Below are 21,678 nucleotides of genomic sequence, written 5' to 3'. Positions count from 1 at the left end.
GCCAGCAGATCGCCCTGTCCGGTAACACCGGCAACTCCAGCGGCCCCCACCTGCACTTCGAGGTCCGCAACACCCCGATCTACGGCTCCGCCATCGAACCCGTCCACTACCTCCAGACCAAGGGCATCAACCTCTGACCCACCGGGTCACCAACGAAACAGATGACACCACGGCTGCCGCTCCCACCACCAACGGGAGCGGCGCTGTGTGTGGGTGCCGACGATCAGGGACGAGCGCGCTCGCTTCATTTCGCTCGGCCGCCCCAGCCCAGGTAGAATACCCTAGAGGGTATATCGAAACGGAGTGTGCTTGTGGAACTGACGATGGGGGCGCAGGAGCTCAAGACGGTGGTCAACCGGCTCCGCCGGGCCCAGGGGCAGATCGCCGGAGTGATCAAGATGATCGAGGAGGGGAGGGACTGCGAGGAGGTGGTGACACAGCTCGCGGCGGCCTCCCGGGCTCTGGACAAGGCGGGCTTCGCGGTCATCGCCACCGGACTCCAGCAGTGTCTGACCGAGGGGGCGACGGGCGCGGACGAGGACCGCGAGCAGATGCGCGCCCGCCTGGAGAAGCTGTTCCTGTCCCTGGCGTGAGGCGACCGCCGGCCGTGCGAACGGGTTCCCCCCGGTGCGGGGTGGGGCGCCGGTGCACGGTCACGTGACGGTGAACCGCAGTTCTGGGCGTTCCCAGGTGATCTCGGGCGGCGAGGGCGCAACCGTGCCCACCCGCTCCGCGCCCAGGTGTCGGTAGAACTCCTCGGCGGGTGGGTGGGACACGACGCGCACGTGGGTCAGGCCGACTTCCCTGGCCTGCTCGAGCATGTGCTCCATCAGGAGGCGGCCGACGCCTTCTCCCTGTGCCTCGTCCGCCACGAAAGCCAGGTCCAGCTCCGGCGGTTCCCGCACCAAGGCGTAGAAGCCCAACAGCCTTCCGGCAACATCGAGTGCCAGGAAGACGCGGTGCCGGGCGATGTAGTCCGGGGTGACCCGGTAGTCGGAGACGATCGAGGCGTACTTCCCCCGGTAGGCGCCCGACGTCCGGATCAGCGTGGTGAGGCGCTCCGCGTCCTGGGCGACGGCACGCCTGATCATCGTGGGTTGCACCCACTGGAGTGTAGGGGCGCTGCCGACCCGCAACCATGACCCTTCGGCCCGGCCCGCCTCGGGAGGGCTCGCGGGACCCACCTGTTCCGACCGCTCTCGTGGTGCGTCAGTGCCGCTGCCGGACGAAGGACCCGTGGCGGTGCGTCACGGAACGCCGACGCTCCGGTAGAAGAGAGGACGTCGTTGTCCGGCCTGGCGGGAAGGGGCCTCCTCATGTTGTCTGCCAGTCTGCTGTGCTCATCGGTCGGCGCAAGGGGGACGCCGGCGGTCGCGGGGTGGGGCCAGCCCCGCTCGGGGCGGGCCCCGAAGGTGGAGCGGGCGCGGTGACGCGTTCCGTCCCCGGTCGAACCGACCATGTGGTGGTGGTCGGCGCCGGGCTCTCCGGCCTGTCGGCGACGTTGCACCTGTTGGGGGCGGGCAGGCAGGTCACGGTGGTGGAACGGGGCGCGGGGCCGGGTGGCCGGGCGGGCCGCGTGGACGTCGGCGGCTTCCTCGTCGACACCGGCCCGACCGTGTTGACCATGCCGCACCTGATCGATGAGGCCCTCGCCGCGGTCGGTGCCTCGCTGGACGGCCGGCTGGAGCTGCGGGAGCTGCACCCCGCGTACCGCGCCCGGTTCGCAGACGGTTCCCGGTTGGAGGTGCACACCGCGGCCGACGCCATGGAGGAGGAGGTCCGGCGGTTCGCCGGGCCGCGGGAAGCAGCGGGTTACCGGCGGCTGCGCCAGTGGTTGGAGCAGATGTTCCGGGTCCAGATGCCCCGCTTCATCGACACGAACTTCGACTCGCCCCGGGACGTGCTCCACCGCGACCTGCTCGCGCTGGCGCGCCTGGGCGGATTCGGCCGCCTCGACGCGCAGGTCAGCCGCTTCCTGCGGGACGAGCGACTGCGGAGGGTGTTCAGCTTCCAGGCGCTGTACGCGGGCGTGTCACCGGCCCGAGCGCTGGCGGCGTACGCGGTGATCGCCTACATGGACACGGTCGCGGGGGTCTACTTCCCGCGCGGGGGCGTCCACGCCGTCGCCACGGCCCTGGCGGACGCCGCTGCCGAGGCCGGTGCCCGACTGGAGTGGGACAGCGAGGTCACCGCCCTGGAGCGGTCCGGTGACCGGGTGCGTGCGGTGATCACCGCGCGGGGGCAGCGGCTGGCCTGCGACGCCGTGGTCCTGACCTGCGACCTGCCGATGGCGTACCGGCTCCTGGGCAGGACCCCGCGGCGCGTGCCGCGCCTGCGGCACGCGCCGTCCGCGGTGGTGCTGCACGTCGGCACCGACCGGACGTGGGACGACCTGGCCCACCACACCCTGTTCTTCGGCCGTGCCTGGAGGCAGACGTTCACCGAGGTGACCCGGGCGGGCAGGCTGATGACCGACCCGTCGCTGCTGGTCTCCCGGCCGACCACGCACGATCCCGCCCTCGCCCCACCCGGCAAGCACCTGCACTCCATCCTGGCGCCGTGCCCGAACACCGCCACCGGTCCGAGCGCCGGGACCTGGCGGACGCTGGCGCCGCGCTACCGCGACGTGCTGGTCAGGGAACTGGAACGACGCGGCCTGACCGGGCTGGACGCCGCGGTCGAGCACGAGCTGCTGTTCACCCCCGCGGACTGGACCGACGCCGGGATGGCCGCGGGCACCCCGTTCTCCGCCGCCCACACCCTCGCCCAGACCGGGCCCTTCCGCCCGCGGAACCTCGTCGCCGGCATCGACAACGCGGTGCTGGCGGGATGCGGCACCACGCCCGGTGTCGGCATCCCGCCCGTGCTGATCTCCGGCAAGCTCGCCGCCGCCCGGATCACCGGCCCCCACCGCCGCACCCCACGCCGCACGGGCGCGCCCCCGCGGGCTGCCGTGCCGCGCCCCCCGGCCCCACCTCGCACGGGAACCGGTGTGTGATGACGGGCCGCGAGCTGACCGCCGCGGGCATCACCGAACCCGCGCTGCGCCGGGACTACGCACGGTGCCGGGCCCTCAACGCCCGGCACGGACGCACCTACTTCCTGGCCACCCGCCTCCTGCCGCCCGGCCGGCGACCCGCCGTCCACGCCCTGTACGGCTTCGCCCGTTTCGCCGACGACATCGTCGACTCCTGGCCGGCGGGGGCCACCTTGGCGCGCCGCGCCGCGGCACTGGCCGCCGTCGAGGAGGAGCTGACCACCGGGCTGCGGACCGGGAGCGGCAGCGAACCCGTCATCCGGGCCCTGGCCCACACCGCGCGGACCTACGGCATCGCCCACCGGCACTTCACCGACTTCCTGGCCTCGATGCGGATGGACCTGCACGTGCGGGACTACGCCGACTACGCCGCGCTGCGGCGCTACATGCACGGCTCGGCCGCCGTCATCGGCCTGCAGATGGTGCCCGTGCTGGGAACCGTCACCACCCGCGCCGAAGCCGAGCCCTACGCCGCCGCGCTCGGTGTCGCCTTCCAGCTGACCAACTTCCTCCGCGACGTGGGGGAGGACCTCGACCGCGGCCGGATCTACCTCCCAGCCGACCTGCTGGCCGCCCACGGAGTGGACCGCGCCCTGCTGCAGTGGAGCCGGGCCAGCGGACGCACCGACCCGCGCATCCACGCGGCCCTCGCCCACACCGCGGCGCTCACCCGGGCCGTGTACCGCGAGGCCGCGCCCGGCATCGCCATGCTGGAGCCCGCCTCGCGGCCGTGTGTCGCCGTCGCGTTCACCCTGTACTCCCGAATCCTGGACGCCGCGGCTGCCGCGGGGTACCCGGTGCTGCACCGCAGGGTGACGGTGTCCAGGGCGCGCCGCGTCGCCACGGCCACCCGTGGGGCCGCCGCGGTGACCGCGGCCCGACTGCGCGCCCACCGCCGGCACCGCGGCCCACGGCCACTCCACGTCCCCGACCCGCCCTACCCAGCCGACCGACGGCCCGGCGACGCCACGGCGCCCGGGCGCCCTGCCCGGAGGGACGCCCCGTGACCGCCGGCCCCGGCGCCGGGCGCCGCGCCCGTTTCCCGCTGGTGCTGAGTCGTACCCGACCCGGACCGCCGGCCCCCACCTGGCGTCAGGCACGGCCGGCGGTCATCGACGCCGCGGTCCTGGCCGCCGCCGCCCGACCCACCGGCAACTGGTACGTCCTCGCCGGCACCAGGGACGTCCGGGTCGGCCGCGTCCTGGCGCGGTGCGTGGGCGGGCAGGAGGTCATCGCCTGGCGAGGCCGGGACGGTGCGGTGCGTGCCGGCCCCGGTGCCTGCCCGCACCTGGGCGCGCCCCTCGCCCGCAGCCGGGTCTGCCAGGACCGGGTGGTCTGCCACTGGCACGGGCTCGTTCTCGACGGCGGGCCGTTCGCCGGCTGGGAGCCCTACCCGGTGCACGACGACGGCGTCCTGGTGTGGTGCCGTCTGGACGCGGTGGGAGGTGAGGACCCCTGGCCCTCGCCACGCGTGCCGGACCGGCCGGACCCCGGCGGATCGGTGGACGCGGTGACGGTCACCCAGGGCGCCTGCGAACCGCAGGACGTCGTCGCCAACCGCCTGGACCCCTGGCACGGGGCCTGGTTCCACCCGTACGCCTTCGCCGACCTCACCGTGGACCCGGCACCGGTCGGCGACGACGGACTCACCGTCCGGGTCGCGTTCAAGGTCGCCGGCCGCCTGGTGGCCCCGGTCGAGGCGGTGTTCACCGCGCCGGGGCCGCGCACCGTGGTCATGCGCATCACCGACGGCGAGGGGACCGGCTCGGTGGTGGAGACCCACGCGACCCCGCTGACCGCGGACTCCCACCCGCACCCCAGCACCGCCGTCATCGAGGCCGTCGTCGCCAGCTCGCACCGCCGCGGTTTCTCCCTGGCCCGCCGCGCGGCTCCGGTGCTGCGCCCCCTGATGGCCGCCGCCTCCGCCCGGCTGTGGCGCGACGACATGGCTTACGCCGAACGCCGCCACCTGCTGCGCCGCACCTGACCCCCGGCCGCCGCGGCGTCCGGGGGTCAGGCGAGCGCGGCCAGCGCCCGCAGTGCCGCGGACCTGCCGGCCACCGGGACGGTCCACAGGGTGTGGCCCCGAACACCCCACCGTTCCAGCAACGCGTTGGCCGCCTCGATGCCGGTGGTCGCCGCCCGTTCCATCAGCGCCACCGGTAGGCGGCTGCTGACCAGGTCCCCGGCGAGCACCACGCGGGGGTCGGGGGTGCGCACGCCCGGCCGCCGGGCGTAGCCACCCACGTCGAACAGCGGGCAGTCCGCCCGCCACAGGTGTCGCACGTCCACCACCTCGGCCCCGCGGGTCTCCGGGTACACCTCGCCGAGTTGGGCCAGCAGCCGCTGCTGTTCGGACCGCCTGTCGGTGCCCGTGACCGCGTAGGCGTGCAGTTCCACCACGGACCCCCCGGTGCGGGCGGCCCAGCGGGCGGCCTCGCCGTCCCACCGTTCCAGGACGCTGACGTTGTCCAGCGACCCGTAACCGCTGGTGCCGAGGAACCCCGGGCGGTCCGCTGCCACCGGGCGCCGGAGCCACAACCGTGACACCAGGAAGGGACTCGCCGTGCGGAGCCGGTCGATCGACTCACGCCACGGGGCGTCGCCCAGCCCCGGAGAGTTCCGCACCAGGGCGCGCAGACCCGCGGTGTCCAGGGCCAGCACCACGGCGTCGACGTCATCGTCCCCGCCGGGGGAGGCCACGGTGAGGCCGCCCCCGGCGCGTGGACGCACCTCCCGCACCGGGGTGCTGGTCCGCACCTCGGCGCCGTGCCGGGCCAGGTGGCGGGCCAACGGCTCCCACAGCGCCTCCGGGTACGGCTGCCGGGGCACGTCGAACAGCAGCCCCTCGCTGGACCCGAGGAAGTAGATGTGGAACATCAGCAGCAACTCGGCCGCGGACAGCTCCGCCGGGTCGGCGAAGAAACTGCGGGAGAACACCTCGAACGCCAGGTGCCGGGCGGCCGGGGGGAACCCGATGGCGTCGAGGTAGTCCTGTGCGCTGGTGGCGTCGAACCTCCGGTACACCCGCGGGACCCGCACGTCCAGCAGCGACAGCGCCGTCCGGGCGCGCACCCGGGTGACGTCCCGCCAGGTGAACGCGCCACTGCGGGCGACGAACGCCACCGCGTTCCACGGGGGCGTCCTGGGCACGTCGCGGAAGCTGCCGCACCACCCGTCGCGGTGCCGCAGCGGGTAGTCGGGCAGCGGAGTGAGCATCCCCAGCGTGTCGTCCACCCGCCGCAACAGGCCCCGAAGGTTGTAGTACTGACGGAAGAACGCATGGAAGCCGCGGCTCATCGTCGCCCGCGACCCGTCGGCCAGACGCACGGGCCAGCCGGCCAACCGCCCCCCGAGGCACGCCTGGCGTTCGTAGACGACGACCCGGGCCCCGCGCTCCGCGAGCACCGTGGCGGCGGCGACACCGGCGATCCCGCCGCCGACGACGCCCACCACGGGCGGATCGCCCGCGAACCCGGGACGCCCGTCCACGCCGGGCACCGCCAGCGCCCGCCGGTCCCGGGCACCTGCCTGCGCCGCACCGTCCCACGCCGGGACGGGCCGGGGGTCACGCCAACCGCGCACCGCACCTCCTCCACGAACGACCACGGACCGGGCCGGGGAGCGGACCCGGCCTCAGCCGCCACCAGCGGCGCCACGCCGCACCCACGGGAGCTCCACGGCGGTGCGCAGCATCGGCCCCACGGGCGTGGTCAGACCGATCCGCGCGTCCTGGTGCCAACGTGTGCTCCCGTCAAGGAAACGGAGCAGGGTACCGGCCCGGTTACGGCGGAACAGACGAGCGAAGAAGTCCGCGCCCTCCACCCGACCGGTGTCCAGGGCCCGGAGCAGCACCGCGTCCAACGCACGCGCCCGCGCCGAGTACGCCGGAGGGGGAACCGGCGTGCGCCCCGCCGCGTAGGCCGCTGCGACGGCCCGGACCTGCCGTTGCGTGGCGGCGAAGGTGTAACCGGTCGAGGGCCGGGTGGCGCCGCCGGCCGCCCCGATCCGGAAGACGCGCCTGCCGACCCGGCGGGGGAACACCGCGTCGGTCATCACGATGACCCCCTGTTCGGCCGCCTCCACCCGGTACCGCCCCAGGCCCAGGACGTCCCCGGCGTACCGGCGGAGCGCGGTCTCGTACGCGGCGACCCCCAGCACCGCACGGGAGAACCCGGTGTACTCCACGAGTGCGGCGCACCGATCGAACGGCACCACGTACCCGAAGGCCAGGCCGCACTCCGGCTGCGGAACCCGCAGGTCCATCAGCACCACGACGTCCGGGTCGAACCGCGGCTCCCGGGTGCGCACGAACCAGCCCCGGAAGTGCTGCAGCAGCACGGTGCGGGCGGCGGGCAACGGACTCGGCGGCCGGGAGTCGAAGACCCACCGCGCCCGCACCTGCCACCGGGCCCCTCCCGGGAGCACACAGCGCACCTCCGCCGCGTCGTCACGGTGGTCGCTGATCCCGGTGACGGTCGCGCTGACCCTCCGCACGACCCCGCCGCGGTCCAGGCACCGGCCCACCGCGCGCTCGTAGTCCGCCGAGCGGATCATGTGGTAGCGGTACGGCGCGATGTCGGACTCGACCGCACCGCCACCCGGGTCGTACACCCGGACGCGCGGCCAGGAGGCGAAGGTGAGCCCGTCGAGGTCACCTGGCGGCTCCTCCCACCAGCACCAGGTCCGGTCCGCGGGCCGCAGCCGCGCCTCGGGCGTCTGGAGCAGCACCACCACGGGCGGCGCGCGGTCCCCGGCCCAACCGCCGGTCACCGGGTCGGCCAGCAACCGGGCCAGGGACAACCCGGCGGCCCCCGCGCCCACGATGGCCACGTCCACCTCGGGAACCGACACGACCACCTCCTCCGGCGGCACCCCGCCCACCCCGCGGGCCCACGAGCAGCGGCGCACCCCCCACCACGGGGTGGCTGGCCCGGGCGGACAACGGTGCAGGTCAGAGGCAGCGTATCGGCGGCACCCCCGTCCCGGCCCACACCGGTGGCGCCCAACACGCCGGCACCCCCCGCCCGGGGCGGGACACGCCCCCCGCGCGCCGTCCCCCGGTGAACCGTCCACCGGCGGCACAATGGGTGCCGCCGAGATCGTCCGCCGCCGACCTCCGGCACCCGTGACCCACAGCCACCCCCGCCGGCACCGCAGCGCGAAAGGCCCCGGAGCATGGCGCGCCGCCCCCACTGGATCTTCGCCGACCAACTGGGCCCCCACTTCCTGACCCCGTCGCACGGCGGGCCCGACGACGACGCCCCGCTGATCATGATCGAGTCCAGGGCCGTGTTCCGCAGGCGCCGCTTCCACCGGGCCAAGGCCCACCTGGTCCTCAGCGCGATGCGGCACCGCGCCGCCGAGTTGGGGGACCGCGTCCGGTACGTCCACGCCGACACCTACCGCGAGGGTCTGCGCAAGGCGGTCGGCTCCCGGCAGGTCACCGTCGCCCACCCCACGTCGCACCGGGCACTGGACTTCGTCACCTCCCTCGACCAGGTGACGGTCCTCCCCCCGCGCGGCTTCCTGCTCACCTTCGAGGAGTTCGCCGACTGGGCCGACGGCGAGGTGTCCGGACGGCGCCTGGAGGACTTCTACCGCCACGTCCGCCGCCACAAGCGACTGTTGGTGGACGGGGACCAGCCCGCCGGCGGACGGTGGAACTGGGACCGGGAGAACCGCCGCCCACCGCCACGCGGCACCCCGGTCCTCGACGTCGCCACGCCCCACTACCCCCGCGAGGACGAGATCGACCAGCGGGTCCGCCACGACCTGGACCGCTGGGAACGGGAAGGCGCCGTCACCTTCGTCGGTCGGGACGGCCCGCGTCGGTTCGCCGCCACCCGCAAGGAGGCACTGGCCGCGCTGCGCCGCTTCGTCACCCACCGACTGCCGGCGTTCGGCCCTTACGAGGACGCGATGCTCGCCGGTGACCCGTGGATGAGCCACAGCCTGTTGTCCGCACCACTGAACCTGGGTCTGCTGGACCCGGGGGAGTGCGTACGGCACGCAGAGCGCGCGTGGCGCGACGGGCGGGCCCCACTGAACAGCGTCGAGGGCTACGTCCGCCAGATCGCCGGCTGGCGCGAGTGGGTCTGGCACCTGTACTGGCACTTCGAACGCGACTACCGGCACAGCAACGAACTCGGCCACCACGCACCGCTGCCGTCGTGGTTCGCCACCCTGGACGCCGACGCGGTGACCGCCCGCTGCCTGGCCACGGTCCTGGCGCAGGTGCGCGACACGGGCTGGACCCACCACATCCCGCGGCTGATGGTCCTGGGGAGCCACGCCCTGCAACGCGGCTGGGACCCGGCAGCCGTCACCGACTGGTTCCACCGCTGCTTCGTGGACGGCTACGACTGGGTCATGCTGCCGAACGTCATCGGGATGTCCCAGTACGCCGACGGCGGTCGCATGACCACCAAGCCGTACACCACCGGAGGCGCCTACATCAACACGATGAGTGACCTGTGCGGGGCGTGCGCCTACCGCCCCACCCAGCGCACCGGTGACCGGGCCTGCCCCTACACCGCCGGCTACTGGCGTTTCCTGCACCGCCACCGCGAGCGGCTCGCGGGCAACTACCGCACCGCGCCGTCAACCCACCAACTCGGTCGCCTGGCGGACCTGGAGGAACTGCTGGAGAACCCCCCGCCCCCCGACGCGCCCCCCTGAGCGGCCGGCCCACATCAGGAGGCCCGGGGCACCCCCACGTCGTCCAGGAACGACGTGTAGGCGCACATCCGGGCGGTGTAGCGGCGGATCATCGCGACGCACTCACCGAGGTCCGTCATCCGCACCTCGGGCAGCTCCAACAGGTACCGCTGGGTGACCCCGGCGAAGTCGTCCGGCTGGGGGTCGTCGAACGACGCGTCCCCCGCCACCACGAACGCGTCGTCACACAGCCGCAGAGTCAGGTACATCTCGGCCTCCCGCGGCTGCACCCCGGGCGGGTCGTAGCGCAGTTCGTAGGCGACGCCCACCGCGACCGTCGGGCTGGTCGCCGCGGGTATCAGTCCCTCGAAACGCGGTCGGACGAAATCCCGGTGGGCCAGGTACTGCTCGTACCCGTACGCGCGGAAGTCGCGCACCGCGTCGTTCAGTACGGCCATGAGTGCAGCCGCCCCCGCGGCACCGGCATCCATGGGGTCAGCGTAGGCCATCGGTCCTGGACGGGCGGGCCGCCCACTGACCGCCGCCGACGCCGTGCGGACCCGTCCGCACGGGCGCTGTCCGGGGCGGTGGTCAGGTGCCGAGCTGCCGGTCGAGGAAGCCCTGCAGGTGGTGGAGCGCGGTGGCGGCCACGGCGAAGGTGATGAGGTCGCCGGGTTGGATGGCCATGTCCACGGAGGGAATGTGGGACCTGCCGGTGCGGGTGACCTCGACGACGCGGATCTCGCCGTCCACCTCGAAGGCGGTGATCCTGCGCCCGGCCAGGTACCTGGGGGGCTGGGAGCGGATGAGCAGCGTCTCGCCGTTGCCGAAGGTGAGTTCGGGGGTGAGGTGGCGGTGCAGGAGCATCTGGTGCATCTGGAAGACGGTCCAGTGCGCGCCGGCGACGGTGTGGATGCCCAGCCCGACGTAGGTGTCCGTCTGTGACGGGTCGTTGAGGCGGGCAACGACGATGGGGACCCGGTGGACCTGTTTGGCGCTGCGGGTCATGGCCAGGTTCGCGGTGTCGTCCGAGGTGGCGGCGACGAACCCGTCGGCGTGCTCGATCCCGGCGGAGCGCAGCACCTGGTCGTTGGTGCCGTCGCCCTGGTGGAAGTGGCCGGGGAAGGCGGGGGGCAGTGCCTGCCGTGCTCCGGTGCGCTCGTCGATGACCTGGACGTCGTGTCGTTCGGCGGCGAGTTGGGTGGCGAGTGTCGATCCCACCCGCCCGCATCCGGCGATGAGTACTCTCACCGTGATCATCCTTTGTTCGCGGGTCGGCGGTGGCGCATCCATGCTTTGCGTGCCTCTTCGGCCGCCAGGAGCACAACTCCGAGGGCCACCAGGACGGCCCAGTGGGTGACCTGGAGCGGGGCGGTGTTGAACAGTGACTGGAGGGGCGGGAGGTAGCTGATCGCAGCCATCAGGCCGATGCCGAAGCACCCGCCGGCGAGGAGCCACGGATTGGACCACACCCCGATGGTGAACACGCTCTGCCGCTCGGAACGCACCGCGAGGGCGTTGAAGAACTGACTGACGACGATGCCCGCCTGCACCATCGTGATGGCCTCGCGGTAGGCGGGGGTGTTCTGGGTGAACTGCGAGTAGGGGATGCCGGAGCTGTGGATGTGCCAGAAGAAGACCAGGCACACCCCCACGGCCTGGATGCCCCCGAGGAACAGGATCCGTCGGATCACCGCGCCGGAGAAGAGTCGTTCCCGGCGTGGACGGGGGGGCCGGTCCATCACGTCGGGCTCGGGTGGTTCCGCGCCCAGCGCGAGGGCGGGCAGCACGTCGGACCCGAGGTCGATCGCGAGGATCTGCACGGCGTTGATGGGCACCAGGGGGAACCCGGCGAACGTCGCGGCCAGGATGGGCATCAGCTCGGCGATGTTGTGGCTGAACAGGTAGATCAGGAACTTGCGGATGTTCTGGTAGACGGATCGGCCCAGGCGGACCGCGGCGGCGATGGAGGAGAACGAGTCGTCCAACAGGACCATCACCGACGCCTCGCGGGCCACGTCCGTCCCACCGGCCCCCATGGCCACTCCGATGTCCGCGTGTTTCAACGCGGGGGCGTCGTTGGCCCCGTCCCCGGTGACGGCGACCACGTCCCCGCGTCGCTGCACGGCGGTCACGATCCGCATCTTGTGCTCGGGACTCACCCGGCACAGCAGGAGCTCCGCGGGCTTGTCCAACAGGGCGTCCAGACCACGGTCATCCAGTTCGTCCAGTTCGGCGCCGGTCACCACCACCGGGTCGGTCCGGCGCACGATGCCGACCCTGCGGGCGATGGCCTCGGCCGTCAGGGGATGGTCCCCGGTGACCATGACGATCCGGATACCGGCGCGACGGCAGGCGTCGACGGCGTCGCGCACATCGGGCCGGGGCGGGTCCTGCATGCCCACGAGACCGAGGAAGGTCAGGTCCGACTCGGCCCCCTCTCGGTCGGGCTGCGCCGCGTCCAGCGCCCGCCGTGCCACTCCCAGCACGCGCAGGCCCTGTGCCGCCAGGTCGTCGCTCGCCGTGCCCACCGCTGCGCGGAGCCGGTCGTCCAGTGGCTGGCTCCGCCCCTCCCACCAGATGCTGGTGCAGCAGGCGAGCAGCTCGTGCGGGGCTCCCTTGGCGTTGAGGCGGTGCTGACCACCGGCGGTGTCCCGGTGCACCGTGCTCATCAGCTTCCGGACCGAGTCGAACGGGTACTCCGCCTCACGCGGCGCGGCCCGGGCCTCGGCGTCCAGGTCGATCCCCGCCTTGGCCGCGGCGACCAGCAGGGCGCCCTCCGTGGTGTCGCCCAGGACCCGCCAGCCCTGCCGTTCGTCGGGGGCGACCAACCGCGCGTTGGAACACAGCCCGGCGGTGCGCAACAGCTCCCGCACCTCATCGCCGTCGGTGACCTCGCCCTGCGGCGCGTACCCGACCCCGGAGACCGGGTGCGGCACCCCGCTGACCCACACCTGCACCACGGTCATCTCCGCCTGGGTCAGGGTGCCGGTCTTGTCCGTGCACACCACGGTGGTGGAGCCGAGTGCCTCCACCGCGAGCAGCCGTTTGACCAGTGCGTTCCGCCGTGCCATACGTCGGACGCCGACGGCCAGTGACACCGACAACGTGGCCGGGAGCCCCTCGGGGACCAACGCCACCATCACCCCGAGCGCGAACACGAACGTCTCCACGATGGGCTGCCCGGTCGGCATCCGCACCGCGAAGATCGCCGCGCCGGCGGCCAACGCCGCCCCCGCAACCCGCCGTGCCATCGACGCCACCTGGCGCTGCAACGGCGTCTTCTGCCGTGGCGCCGCCGCCGTCAACCGGAAGATCCGACCGAACTCAGTGGCCTCGCCGGTGGCGAACACCACCCCCCGGGCTGAGCCCGCCACCATGTCCGTGCCCATGAACACGCAGTTGCGGGCCTGGAGCGCCGGTCCCTGCGACACCGGGTCGCTGCTCCTCCCGACCGCACCGCTCTCCCCGGTCAGCGCCGCGTTGTTCACCGACACGCCCTGCGCCTGCACCACCCGGCAGTCGGCGGGCACCGCGTCCCCCGCCCCCAGGACCACCACGTCACCGGGCACCAGGTCACTCGCCGGCAGCTCGGTCAGCTCACCGTCCCGCAGCACCCGGCACATCCTCGGCACCATCTCCTGGAGCGACTGGGCCGTACGTTCGGCGGAGTACTGCTGGGCGAAGCCGATCGCGGCGTTCAGCGCCACCACACCCGCGATCGCCACCGCCAACTGCAGGGTCCTGGCGTCCCGCGGGCTCTCCAGCCCCCAGGACAGGAAGGTGATCGCCGAGGCCACCAGCAGGATCACCGCGAACAGGTCCTTGAACTGCTGGGCGAGATCCCGCCACCACGGCCGCCGCGCCGGCTTCGGCAGCGCGTTGTCCCCCACACGGGCTCGCCGGGCCGCCGCCTCCGCGCCGGACAGCCCCTCTGGTGACGTCCTCAGTGCCGCGAAGACCTCCTGCGGCGGCAACGACAACACCGCTGTCCCGTCCCCACCGGCCGGGGGAGGAACAGGATCGGCTGCCATCAACGACACCTCACCGGTCACGGACGGGCAGCGGTCAGCGACTGTCAGTGACCGCGTCGGGTGCGTTGAGTGTCCCCCGACGCCCGGGCCGGCTCAACGTCCCACGCCCAGTCCCACCCCGAACGACGCCGTGACGAGCCATTCCGTCGGTGGGGGCGGCTGCTCAGCGCAGGGTCTTGACCAGCAACTCGAAGGCCAGGTCGGACCGCCGGGGCAGGCCGAAGCGCTCGTCACCGTAGGGGAACGGGCTGGTCCGGCCGCTGCGCAGGTAGCCGCGGCGCTCGTACCAGGCGATGATGTCCCGGCGTACGGAGATGACCTGCATCCGCATCTCCTCCACGTCCCACTCGAGCACTGCCCGGCGTTCGGCTTCGGCCAGGACCGCTTTGCCCAGGCCCTCGCCCTGCAACCGGGGCGACACGGCGAACAACCCGAAGGAGGCGGAGCCGCCGGTCTCCGCGGCCGCCTGGTGCGTGATGTGACAGCAGGCCACCAGGGCCCGGTCGCGCTCGACGGTCAGCAGCACGCTCCCCGGGGTCCGCAGGGTCTCACGCATCGTCTCGGGGTCGGTGCGCTGCCCGTCGAGCAGGTCGGCTTCCGTGGTCCAGCCGGCCCGACTGGCCTCTCCCCGGTAGGCGGACTGCACCAGTGCCACCAGCGCCGGCACGTCCGCCTCGGTGGCGTCACGGAAGGTCACCACGTCACTCATGCCTCCGGATGATAGTCCCCCGCTCACCCGACCGGGGGCGCCGGAAGCCACGCCCGTTTCCGGCCGCCCCCCGGACGGTTCGTCCGCTCCGTGCGGTGCGGGGATAGCATCGTCGGCGCCCGTCCAGGAGCTTCCCCAACGGCGTGGGGCCCGGGCGGTCCGTGGAACCCCCGAGACCTGGTTCTGGAAGGCGGTCCTCGATGACCCCCCTGCTGGACGCCGCGCACCTGCCCTACCCGCACACCAACGGGTTCCACCACGGTGGTGAACGGCTGGTCCTGGCCCGCTACTCACCCGCCGTCGGGGGGACCGGCCTGAGCAGTGTGCGGTGGCGTGGACCGACCACCGACGAGCGGCCGCTGTGTGAGCTTCCCCCCTCGACGCCGGGCCCCGGCGGTCCCGTGTGGCCGGACGTGGCGCTGGCCGCCGAACGCGCGGCCTTCACCTGGAACGGGACCCTGTACGTCCTGGACCTGGAGTCGGGCACCCTCGAACGGCTCTACGCCGCCGCCGACGGTCACACCCTGCAGGACCTGTGTTCGATCACCGCCGAGGGAGACCGGGTGGTGGTGATGGAACACCCGCTCCACCAGCGGGTTCCCGTCCGCTGCCTGGAGGTTTCGCTGACGGGGCAGGTCCGTCAGTTGTTCGCCACCGGTTGGTTCGCGAACCATCCCTGCCACAGTCCCCATGACCAGTCGTGGCTCGCCTACTCCCACGAGGGGCCGGCGTGCGACGTCCGGGACCGCGTCTGGGCCTGGCACCCCGACCACGCCCCTGACGGCGCCTGCGTCTACGACCAGGGCCCGCTGGCCGTGGGCCACGAGCGGTGGATGTTCCACGACCTCGGCGCCGTGGTGTGTGCCTACGGCGTCAGCGAGGCCGGCCCCCGCGGTCTCTACATGGTCCACCCCGATGGCCGGGGGGCCCGCCTGGTCAGCGGTGGCGAGCGTGACTGGCACTGCGACATCAGCCGCGACGGGCGCTGGGCCGTGGTGGACACCACCGGCCCGCACGACGCCCCCGGGCGGGGGTGGGACAACGCCGGGCACACCTCCGACGTGCTCCTGGTCGAGGTCGCCACCGGTACGCGGACCGTGCTTGCCCGTACCGGGGCCGACAGCCACCCCCGTCATCCCCACCCGGTCTTCACCCCCGACGGCACGTCGGTGCTGTACAACGCGGGCGACCCGGCCACCGGGGCGGTCGCCGTCGCCGTGGTGCCGCTGCCTTCCACGGGGCGTGTTCCGACAGCGCGTACGACCGGGTCGGGCGTCCTGTAGCGTCCCCTGGATGGTGGACGTGGTTGGCGTGGTCGAACGGATCTGGCGTTACCCGATCAAGTCGACCGGTGGTGAGCGGCTACAGCGGGTGGACGTTGACGCCAGGGGCCTGCTCGGCGACCGTCTCTTCGCGGTGCGTGACGCCGGGGGGAAGTTCGGCTCCGGCAAGAACACCCGCCGCTTCCGCAGGATGCCGGGTCTGCTGCAGCTACGCTCCCGGTACGTGGACGGCGTCGGCGAGCCCGAACTGCTGGATCCACAGGGCGTGGCCGTTGCGGATCCGACTGCCTACATCCGCCGCTACCTCGGCCGGGAGGACGTCGAAGTGGCCCGTGAGGACGCCATCTCCCACTTCGACCAGCTTCCGCTGAGCGTCCTGACCACGGCCACCCTCGACTGGGTGCGCTCGGCCGTGCCGGGCGTCCCGGTCGATGAGCGGAGGTTCCGGCCGAACCTCCTGGTCCGGACACCGCCGGGCACCCCTCCTTTCGTGGAGGACGAGTGGTTCGGGAACGAGGCGCGGATCGGCGACGTCATGCGCGTGGAGTTCGTGCGGTCCAGCGAGCGGTGTGTGATGACCAACGAGGCCCAGCAGGACCTGCCTCACTCGTCGTTGGTGCTGCGAGCCGTCGCCGACGCGCACGGAGCCCGGCTGGACGCGCTGGCCACCGTCGCGGCCCCGGGGGCGGTGCGGGTGGGAGACGCCGTCGCGCTCGTCTAGCGGCGGTTTGCCGTCGAAGCCGTCCGTATACGGGGCCCGGCCCCTGTCGGGGGGACCCGAAGGTGATCTCGGGGCATGGTGGCCTGCGGGTTCGGCTGGGTGGACGGCGGGCGCGACCGTCCCCGTGGCCCGCGCTCACCGACCAAGGATCAACGACAAGTCGGTCCCATAGGGTCATGGGTATGACGTCACCCGTTGCCAGCAGTGCATTCGACTCGCTTCGCCTCGACGCCGTGCGCGACCAGGAGGCCCTGCGCCGAGCCTACGGACTCCCCAGCGACGCGGCCGTGCGCAAGCAGATGACCGAGCTCACCGAGCAGACCCAGCGGTTGATCGGATGCTCGTCGCTGGTCCTGGTCGCCAGTGCGGACGCCGACGGCAACTGTGACGTTTCCCCGCGCGGCGGCCCCGCGGGGTTCGTCGCCGTCCTGGACGCACGGACGGTGGCGATACCGGACGCGACGGGCAACAAGCGTCTCGACACCCTGCAGAACGTCGTCGCCACCGGACGGGCCGGGCTGCTGTTCGTCATACCGGGGCGCACCACGACGCTCAGGGTGAACGGCCGGGCCTGCGTCTCCACCCGCCCGGAGCTGCTGTCGCGGCTGACCGCCGTGGGCAAGCCGCCGGCCAGTGCGCTGGTGGTGGGGATCGAGGAGGTCTACCCGCACTGCCCCAAGTCGCTCCTGCGCAGCGCGGCCTGGAAGCCGGAGCAGTGGCTGTCGGCGGACGCCCAGCCGACCTCGGCCGAGGTGACGCTGGCCCAGTTGCGGCTGCCGGAGCTGACGATCGCTGACGTCGAGCAGACGGAGGCGGACTCGCTGAAGTACCGGTACGAGTAACGGGCCGACCTGCCCTCGCTGAACGACCAGCCCGTCGCCCCCCAGGCCGGCACGCCCCAGGATCAGTCGCGGGGGCCCGTCACGGGGACGGCCGCGCCCGGCTGCTGGTAATGGGGCTGGGATGCCAAACGCTCCACCCGCACGGATGAACCTCGCCCCGGCAGCGGTCCTGGGGAACGTCGTTCACCGGACGCCCGTCGGCCCTGCCACGGGCACGGGTTCCGGCACGAGGACGGGGATCACACGGTCAAGTCGCCTCCTGCTGCTCGGTCGCTCCGCCGTTGGTGTGGCCCGTCCGTTGCCGGCCACCACCGCCGACCAGGTGTGAGGAAGCCCGGCCAGCCAGACTTTGTCTGTTCATGGAGAAAGTTCGTTGAAGTGCTGCGCAACTTCTTCTCGTTCGGACAAAGTGCTGCTACGTTTCCTTCCACTTGGCCCGGACGGTCCGTGGGATACCCACGCGACCGGGGAGGAAGGGGAGGGCGCGTGCGACGGATGACGGCGCGGCCCGGCACCGCACAACAGGCGCGGCTGCTGCGGCTGCTGCGGGACGGCGGCCCCACCACCCGGGCGCGGCTCGGGGAGCAGACAGACCTGTCCCGCTCCAGGCTCGCCGTGGAGGTCGAGCGGCTCCTCGGCTCCGGCCTGGTCGTCGCGGACAGGCAGGCCAACGGCCCCGGCGGTCGTCGCCCATGGACCCTCCGGCTCGCCCCGGAGCTGCGTTTCCTCGCCGTGGACATCGGCGCCACCTCGATCGACGTGGCCGTCACCAACGCCGAACTGGAGGTGCTCGGCCACCTGACCCGTCCCATGGACGTGCGGCAGGGGCCCGTCGTCGTCTTCGAACAGGTGCTGGCGATGGCGGCCGAGCTGAGACAGGGCGACGGCTTCGCCGGGGCCGGCGTCGGTGTCCCCGGCCCGGTCCGCTTCCCCGAGGGCGTGCCGGTGCTGCCGCCGATCATGCCGGGGTGGGACGGCTTTCCCGTACGCGAGGCGCTCAGTCAGGAACTCGGCTGCCCCGTCATGGTCGACAACGACGTGAACCTGATGGCCATGGGGGAGCAGCACGCGGGCGTCGCACGTTTCGTCGCGGACTTCCTGTGCATCAAGATCGGTACGGGTATCGGCTGCGGCATCGTCGTCGGCGGCCAGGTCCACCGCGGTACCACCGGCAGCGCGGGGGACATCGGACACATCCAGGTCCAACCCGACGGGCGGCCCTGTGCCTGCGGCAACAGCGGCTGCCTGGAGGCGCACGTCGGCGGCGGCGCCCTGGCCAGGGACGCGCAGGACGCGGCCCGCTCCGGCAGGTCACCCGAGCTCGCCGCCCGGTGGGAGACCGCGGGGCACCTGACCGCGGCCGACCTCACGGCCGCCGCCGCGGTCGGCGACGTCGCGTCACTCGAACTGGTCCGCGCCGGAGGCCACCGCGTGGGTCAGATCGTCGCCGTCCTGATCAGCTACTTCAACCCGGGCATGGTGGTCATCGCCGGTGGTGTCGCCGGGCTCGGGCACGACCTGCTCGCCGGCGTCCGCACCCAGGTCTACCGGCAGTCCCCCTCGCTGGCCACCGGCAACCTCCCCATCGTCCTCGGCGAACTCGGGGCCGCCGCCGGAGTGATCGGTGCCGCCCGCCTCATCAGCGACCACCTCTTCTCACCGGCCTGACCCCACCACCGGCCGGTCGGCCCGGCCCTCACGACTCCCCGGTCCCCGTTCCCGGCACCACCACGTCGTTCCCCGGTGAGCCCGCTCCCGGGCCGGCACCGACCCCGGGCCGTGCCGGCCCGGCGGTCAGCCGCCCACGGTGGGGCTGCCGCTGCCCCAACCGCCCAGCGTCGAGGAGAACCGCATGCACCACACCGACGGCCACGCGCCCGAACTAGGCGTCGGCATGGTCGGGTACGCGTTCATGGGCCAGGCCCACTCCCAGGGCTGGCGCACCGTCAGTCACGTTTTCGACCTCCCCCTGAGGCCCGTCCTCGCGGCGATCTGCGGACGCGAACCGTCGGCGGTGCGCGCCGCGGCGGACCGCCACGGTTGGGCCGCGGCCGAGACCGACTGGCGGGACCTGGTGGCCCGGGACGACGTGCACCTGGTGGACATCTGCACCCCGGGGGACAGCCACGCCCAGATCGCGATCGCCGCGCTGGAGGCAGGCAAGCACGTGCTGTGCGAGAAGCCGCTGGCCAACTCGGTGGCCGAGGCCGAGGCCATGGCCGCCGCCGCCCGGGCGGCCCGGTCCCGGGGACAGGTGGCCATGGTCGGCTTCAACTACCGCCGGGTCCCCGCGGTCACCCGTGCCCGCCACCTGATCGCCGAGGGCCGGCTCGGCACCCTGCGGCACGTGCGGGTGGCGTACCTGCAGGACTGGCTGGTGGACCCGGACGTTCCGCTGACCTGGCGACTGCGCCGCGAACGGGCGGGGTCCGGGGCGCTCGGCGACCTCGGCGCGCACGCGGTGGACCTGGCCCAGTACCTGGCGGGAGAACCGCTGCTCGGCGTCTCCGCCCTCACCGAGACCTTCGTCCGGCAACGCCCCCTCCCCGGCCACCCCGCCCCCTCCTCGCCACCCGCGCAGGTCGCCCGCGGCCCGGTCACCGTGGACGACGCCGCGGTGTTCGCCGGGCGGCTCGCCTCGGGCGCACTCGTCTCCGTCGAGGCCAGCCGCATGGCCGCGGGCCGCAAGAACGCCCTGCGGTTCGAGGTCAGCGGCGAACTCGGTTCGCTCGCCTTCGACCTGGAGCGCCTCAACGAGCTGCTCGTCCACGACCACCGCGCACCCGGGGCCGACTCCGGCTTCACCCGCGTGGTGGTCACCGAACCAGAACATCCCTACCTGCAGGCATGGTGGCCACCGGGCCATGCCCTGGGCTACGAACACACCTTCACCCACCAGGCCCGCGACCTGGTGACGGCGATCGCCCGGGGCACCGAGCCATCGCCGTCGTTCGCCGACGGACTACAGGTGCAGCGCGTCCTCGCCGCCGTGCAGGACAGCGCCGCACGCAACGCCGTCTACACGCCCGTCCCGTCCGGGAGCACCGACCCCGACCGCCCCTGAAGGACCGCACCCCGAGGACCGCCCCACACCACCCATCTCACCCCACAGGGAGCAGCATTGACCCCCACCGATGCCCGAACCGGAGTCTGGCTGATCGGAGCGCGCGGTTCCGTCGCGACGACAACGGTCGCCGGGTGCGCGGCGATCGCCGCGGGCCTGCACCCTCCGACCGGCATAGTCACCGCCGCCCCGGCGTTCGCCGACGTCGCCTGGCCGCCGTTGTCATCCCTGGTGTTCGGGGGGCACGACCCCACCGACCGCACGCTGCCCGGCAAGGCGGCCGAGCTCGCCGCCGCCGGGGTCCTGCCCCACGACCTGCCCGCGGCCGTCGCCCGGGAACTGGCCGAGGCCGACCGTGAGGTGCGCCCGGGAGGCCCGTCCACGGGGGACACCCGCACCGATGACGAGTTGATCGCGTCCTTCGCCGCCGACATCGCGTCCTTCGCCACCCGCCACGACCTGCCCCGGGTGGTCGTGGTCAACGTCGCCACCACCGAGCCGGCGGCCCACCCCGACGACCCCCGTCTGCCACCCAGCTCGCTGTACGCGGCGGCGGCCCTGCGTGCCGGCTGCCCGTACGTCAACTTCACCCCTTCCACGGGGTTGCGCTCCCCGGCACTGGCCTCCCTCGCGGCGGACAGCGGACTGCCGCACGCGGGCCGTGACGGCAAGACCGGACAGACGCTGCTGCGCGCCGTCCTCGCGCCGATGTTCAGTCAGCGGGCCCTGACGGTGCGGGCGTGGTCCGGAACCAACCTGTTGGGCGGCGGTGACGGCGCCGCCCTGTCCGACCCGGCGGCGGCCGCCGCCAAGAACGCGGGGAAGGCGCGCGTGCTGACCGACACCCTGGGCCATGCGCCGCAGGGCGAGGTGCACATCGACGACGTGCCCGCGCTGGGCGACTGGAAGACCGCCTGGGACCACGTCGCCTTCGAGGGGTTCCTCGGCACCCGGATGGTCCTGCAGACCATCTGGCAGGGCTGCGACTCCGCGCTGGCCGCGCCCCTGGTCCTGGACCTGGTCCGCCTGGTGGCCCGGGCCCACCAGGCGGGTCTGTCGGGCCCGCTGCCCGACCTCGGCTTCTACTTCAAGGACCCCGACGGGGGGCCGGGCGGTCTGGCCGAGCAGTTCGCCGCCCTGTCGGCCTTCGTCGCCCGGCTGCGCACGTCCGGCTGAACCCCGTGGCCACCCCCGTCGCCCGTCGCGCCCCCGTCAGCGCGCCGCCCCTGTCGCCGTCCGCACCGGCCGGCCGGGCGCGGTGGGCACAGCGGGGGAGCGGGGGCACCTGTCTGGCATGTCAGGCAGTCATTCTGCTCCTGTGTGACAGA

Annotated in this window: 19 protein-coding genes; 12 read left to right on the top strand and 7 right to left on the bottom strand. The window is 73.3% G+C overall.

The genetic code is table 11. The features are described 5' to 3' along the window. The coding region (locus A3IG_RS28470) for a M23 family metallopeptidase (RefSeq protein ID WP_040910740.1) at window positions 1-137 on the top strand (137 nt) is incomplete at its 5' end. 174 nt (window positions 138-311) lie between these two features. Beyond that, a complete protein-coding gene (locus tag A3IG_RS0103355) occupies window positions 312-593 on the top strand; it encodes a metal-sensitive transcriptional regulator (RefSeq protein ID WP_018382136.1) in 282 nt (93 codons plus the stop codon). Window positions 594-653: 60 nt separating this feature from the next. Here the strand turns inward: A3IG_RS0103355 and A3IG_RS0103350 are convergent, their stop codons facing one another. Continuing rightward, window positions 654-1,091 (bottom strand): GNAT family N-acetyltransferase, encoded by a 438-nt coding sequence (locus A3IG_RS0103350; protein ID WP_018382135.1) that lies wholly within the window; start codon window positions 1,089-1,091, stop codon window positions 654-656. Window positions 1,092-1,426: 335 nt separating this feature from the next. On the opposite strand from A3IG_RS0103350, the gene crtI reads away from it, so the two are divergent. The 3 genes from crtI to A3IG_RS0103335 are packed head-to-tail and all read left to right on the top strand — an operon-like array spanning window position 1,427 to window position 5,024. After that, the gene (gene crtI / locus A3IG_RS0103345) at window positions 1,427-2,998 is read left to right on the top strand and encodes a phytoene desaturase family protein (protein ID WP_236719076.1); all 1,572 of its coding nucleotides are present in this window, start codon (window positions 1,427-1,429) and stop codon (window positions 2,996-2,998) included. After that, window positions 2,998-4,044, top strand: coding sequence for a phytoene/squalene synthase family protein (locus tag A3IG_RS0103340; RefSeq protein WP_018382133.1), 1,047 nt, complete (start codon window positions 2,998-3,000; stop codon window positions 4,042-4,044). Before crtI ends, A3IG_RS0103340 begins: the two co-directional genes overlap by 1 nt. Next, window positions 4,041-5,024 carry a DUF5914 domain-containing protein gene (locus tag A3IG_RS0103335; protein WP_018382132.1) on the top strand — a complete coding sequence of 328 codons (984 nt, stop codon included), beginning with the start codon at window positions 4,041-4,043 and terminating at the stop codon, window positions 5,022-5,024. Before A3IG_RS0103340 ends, A3IG_RS0103335 begins: the two co-directional genes overlap by 4 nt. A gap of 26 nt (window positions 5,025-5,050) precedes the next feature. On the opposite strand, the gene A3IG_RS0103330 is transcribed toward A3IG_RS0103335, so the two are convergent. Beyond that, window positions 5,051-6,622 carry an FAD-dependent oxidoreductase gene (locus tag A3IG_RS0103330; RefSeq protein ID WP_018382131.1) on the bottom strand — a complete coding sequence of 524 codons (1,572 nt, stop codon included), beginning with the start codon at window positions 6,620-6,622 and terminating at the stop codon, window positions 5,051-5,053. A gap of 51 nt (window positions 6,623-6,673) precedes the next feature. After that, complete coding sequence (locus A3IG_RS0103325; protein ID WP_040910765.1) at window positions 6,674-7,891, bottom strand: lycopene cyclase family protein; 1,218 nt, start codon at window positions 7,889-7,891, stop codon at window positions 6,674-6,676. A gap of 324 nt (window positions 7,892-8,215) precedes the next feature. Here A3IG_RS0103325 and A3IG_RS0103320 point away from each other — a divergent pair, with 324 nt between their 5' ends. Then, window positions 8,216-9,718 (top strand): cryptochrome/photolyase family protein, encoded by a 1,503-nt coding sequence (locus A3IG_RS0103320; protein ID WP_018382129.1) that lies wholly within the window; start codon window positions 8,216-8,218, stop codon window positions 9,716-9,718. 14 nt (window positions 9,719-9,732) lie between these two features. On the opposite strand, the gene A3IG_RS0103315 is transcribed toward A3IG_RS0103320, so the two are convergent. From A3IG_RS0103315 to A3IG_RS0103300, 4 genes are all read right to left on the bottom strand, one after another. After that, window positions 9,733-10,188, bottom strand: a complete 456-nt coding sequence (locus tag A3IG_RS0103315) for a hypothetical protein (protein WP_157862250.1) — start codon at window positions 10,186-10,188, stop codon at window positions 9,733-9,735. A gap of 100 nt (window positions 10,189-10,288) precedes the next feature. Then, window positions 10,289-10,957 carry a potassium channel family protein gene (locus tag A3IG_RS0103310; protein WP_236719077.1) on the bottom strand — a complete coding sequence of 223 codons (669 nt, stop codon included), beginning with the start codon at window positions 10,955-10,957 and terminating at the stop codon, window positions 10,289-10,291. Further along, a complete protein-coding gene (locus tag A3IG_RS0103305) occupies window positions 10,954-13,731 on the bottom strand; it encodes a cation-translocating P-type ATPase (protein ID WP_078499990.1) in 2,778 nt (925 codons plus the stop codon). Before A3IG_RS0103305 ends, A3IG_RS0103310 begins: the two co-directional genes overlap by 4 nt. Window positions 13,732-13,894: 163 nt before the next feature. Then, window positions 13,895-14,440 carry a GNAT family N-acetyltransferase gene (locus A3IG_RS0103300; RefSeq protein ID WP_018382125.1) on the bottom strand — a complete coding sequence of 182 codons (546 nt, stop codon included), beginning with the start codon at window positions 14,438-14,440 and terminating at the stop codon, window positions 13,895-13,897. Window positions 14,441-14,640: 200 nt separating this feature from the next. Between A3IG_RS0103300 and A3IG_RS28465 the strand changes: the two genes are divergently transcribed. From A3IG_RS28465 to A3IG_RS0103270, 6 genes are all read left to right on the top strand, one after another. Continuing rightward, window positions 14,641-15,723, top strand: a complete 1,083-nt coding sequence (locus A3IG_RS28465) for a hypothetical protein (protein ID WP_018382124.1) — start codon at window positions 14,641-14,643, stop codon at window positions 15,721-15,723. Between the two features lie 10 nt (window positions 15,724-15,733). After that, window positions 15,734-16,444: an MOSC domain-containing protein gene (locus A3IG_RS0103290; protein ID WP_018382123.1), complete on the top strand. Its 711-nt coding sequence runs from the start codon at window positions 15,734-15,736 to the stop codon at window positions 16,442-16,444. A gap of 182 nt (window positions 16,445-16,626) precedes the next feature. Then, on the top strand, window positions 16,627-17,286 hold the full coding sequence (locus tag A3IG_RS0103285) for an MSMEG_1061 family FMN-dependent PPOX-type flavoprotein (RefSeq protein ID WP_018382122.1): 660 nt from the start codon (window positions 16,627-16,629) through the stop codon (window positions 17,284-17,286). A gap of 495 nt (window positions 17,287-17,781) precedes the next feature. After that, window positions 17,782-18,954 carry an ROK family transcriptional regulator gene (locus A3IG_RS0103280; RefSeq protein WP_018382121.1) on the top strand — a complete coding sequence of 391 codons (1,173 nt, stop codon included), beginning with the start codon at window positions 17,782-17,784 and terminating at the stop codon, window positions 18,952-18,954. A 184-nt stretch (window positions 18,955-19,138) separates the two neighbouring features. After that, the gene (locus tag A3IG_RS0103275; protein WP_018382120.1) at window positions 19,139-20,350 is read left to right on the top strand and encodes a Gfo/Idh/MocA family protein; all 1,212 of its coding nucleotides are present in this window, start codon (window positions 19,139-19,141) and stop codon (window positions 20,348-20,350) included. Window positions 20,351-20,407: 57 nt separating this feature from the next. After that, entirely contained in the window at window positions 20,408-21,526 is a 1,119-nt protein-coding gene (locus A3IG_RS0103270) for an inositol-3-phosphate synthase (protein ID WP_018382119.1), read from the top strand. The last annotated feature ends 152 nt before the right edge of the window (window positions 21,527-21,678 follow it).

This window comes from Wenjunlia vitaminophila DSM 41686 (genome assembly GCF_000380165.1).
Classification (GTDB): domain Bacteria; phylum Actinomycetota; class Actinomycetes; order Streptomycetales; family Streptomycetaceae; genus Wenjunlia; species Wenjunlia vitaminophila.
This window is presented reverse-complemented; position numbering and strand designations above follow the sequence as displayed.

What these genes read in the sequence shown, in the direction of transcription:
- A3IG_RS0103275 (WP_018382120.1), top strand. Translation starts at nt 19,139, where the DNA reads ATGCACCACACCGACGGCCACGCGCCCGAACTAGGCGTCGGCATGGTC.
- A3IG_RS0103290 (WP_018382123.1), top strand. Translation starts at nt 15,734, where the DNA reads ATGGTGGACGTGGTTGGCGTGGTCGAACGGATCTGGCGTTACCCGATC.
- A3IG_RS0103310 (WP_236719077.1), bottom strand. Translation starts at nt 10,957, where the DNA reads ATGATCACGGTGAGAGTACTCATCGCCGGATGCGGGCGGGTGGGATCG.
- A3IG_RS0103285 (WP_018382122.1), top strand. Translation starts at nt 16,627, where the DNA reads ATGACGTCACCCGTTGCCAGCAGTGCATTCGACTCGCTTCGCCTCGAC.
- A3IG_RS0103300 (WP_018382125.1), bottom strand. Translation starts at nt 14,440, where the DNA reads ATGAGTGACGTGGTGACCTTCCGTGACGCCACCGAGGCGGACGTGCCG.
- A3IG_RS0103305 (WP_078499990.1), bottom strand. Translation starts at nt 13,731, where the DNA reads ATGGCAGCCGATCCTGTTCCTCCCCCGGCCGGTGGGGACGGGACAGCG.
- A3IG_RS0103320 (WP_018382129.1), top strand. Translation starts at nt 8,216, where the DNA reads ATGGCGCGCCGCCCCCACTGGATCTTCGCCGACCAACTGGGCCCCCAC.
- A3IG_RS0103315 (WP_157862250.1), bottom strand. Translation starts at nt 10,188, where the DNA reads ATGGATGCCGGTGCCGCGGGGGCGGCTGCACTCATGGCCGTACTGAAC.
- A3IG_RS0103280 (WP_018382121.1), top strand. Translation starts at nt 17,782, where the DNA reads ATGACGGCGCGGCCCGGCACCGCACAACAGGCGCGGCTGCTGCGGCTG.
- A3IG_RS0103340 (WP_018382133.1), top strand. Translation starts at nt 2,998, where the DNA reads ATGACGGGCCGCGAGCTGACCGCCGCGGGCATCACCGAACCCGCGCTG.
- A3IG_RS0103350 (WP_018382135.1), bottom strand. Translation starts at nt 1,091, where the DNA reads ATGATCAGGCGTGCCGTCGCCCAGGACGCGGAGCGCCTCACCACGCTG.
- A3IG_RS28465 (WP_018382124.1), top strand. Translation starts at nt 14,641, where the DNA reads ATGACCCCCCTGCTGGACGCCGCGCACCTGCCCTACCCGCACACCAAC.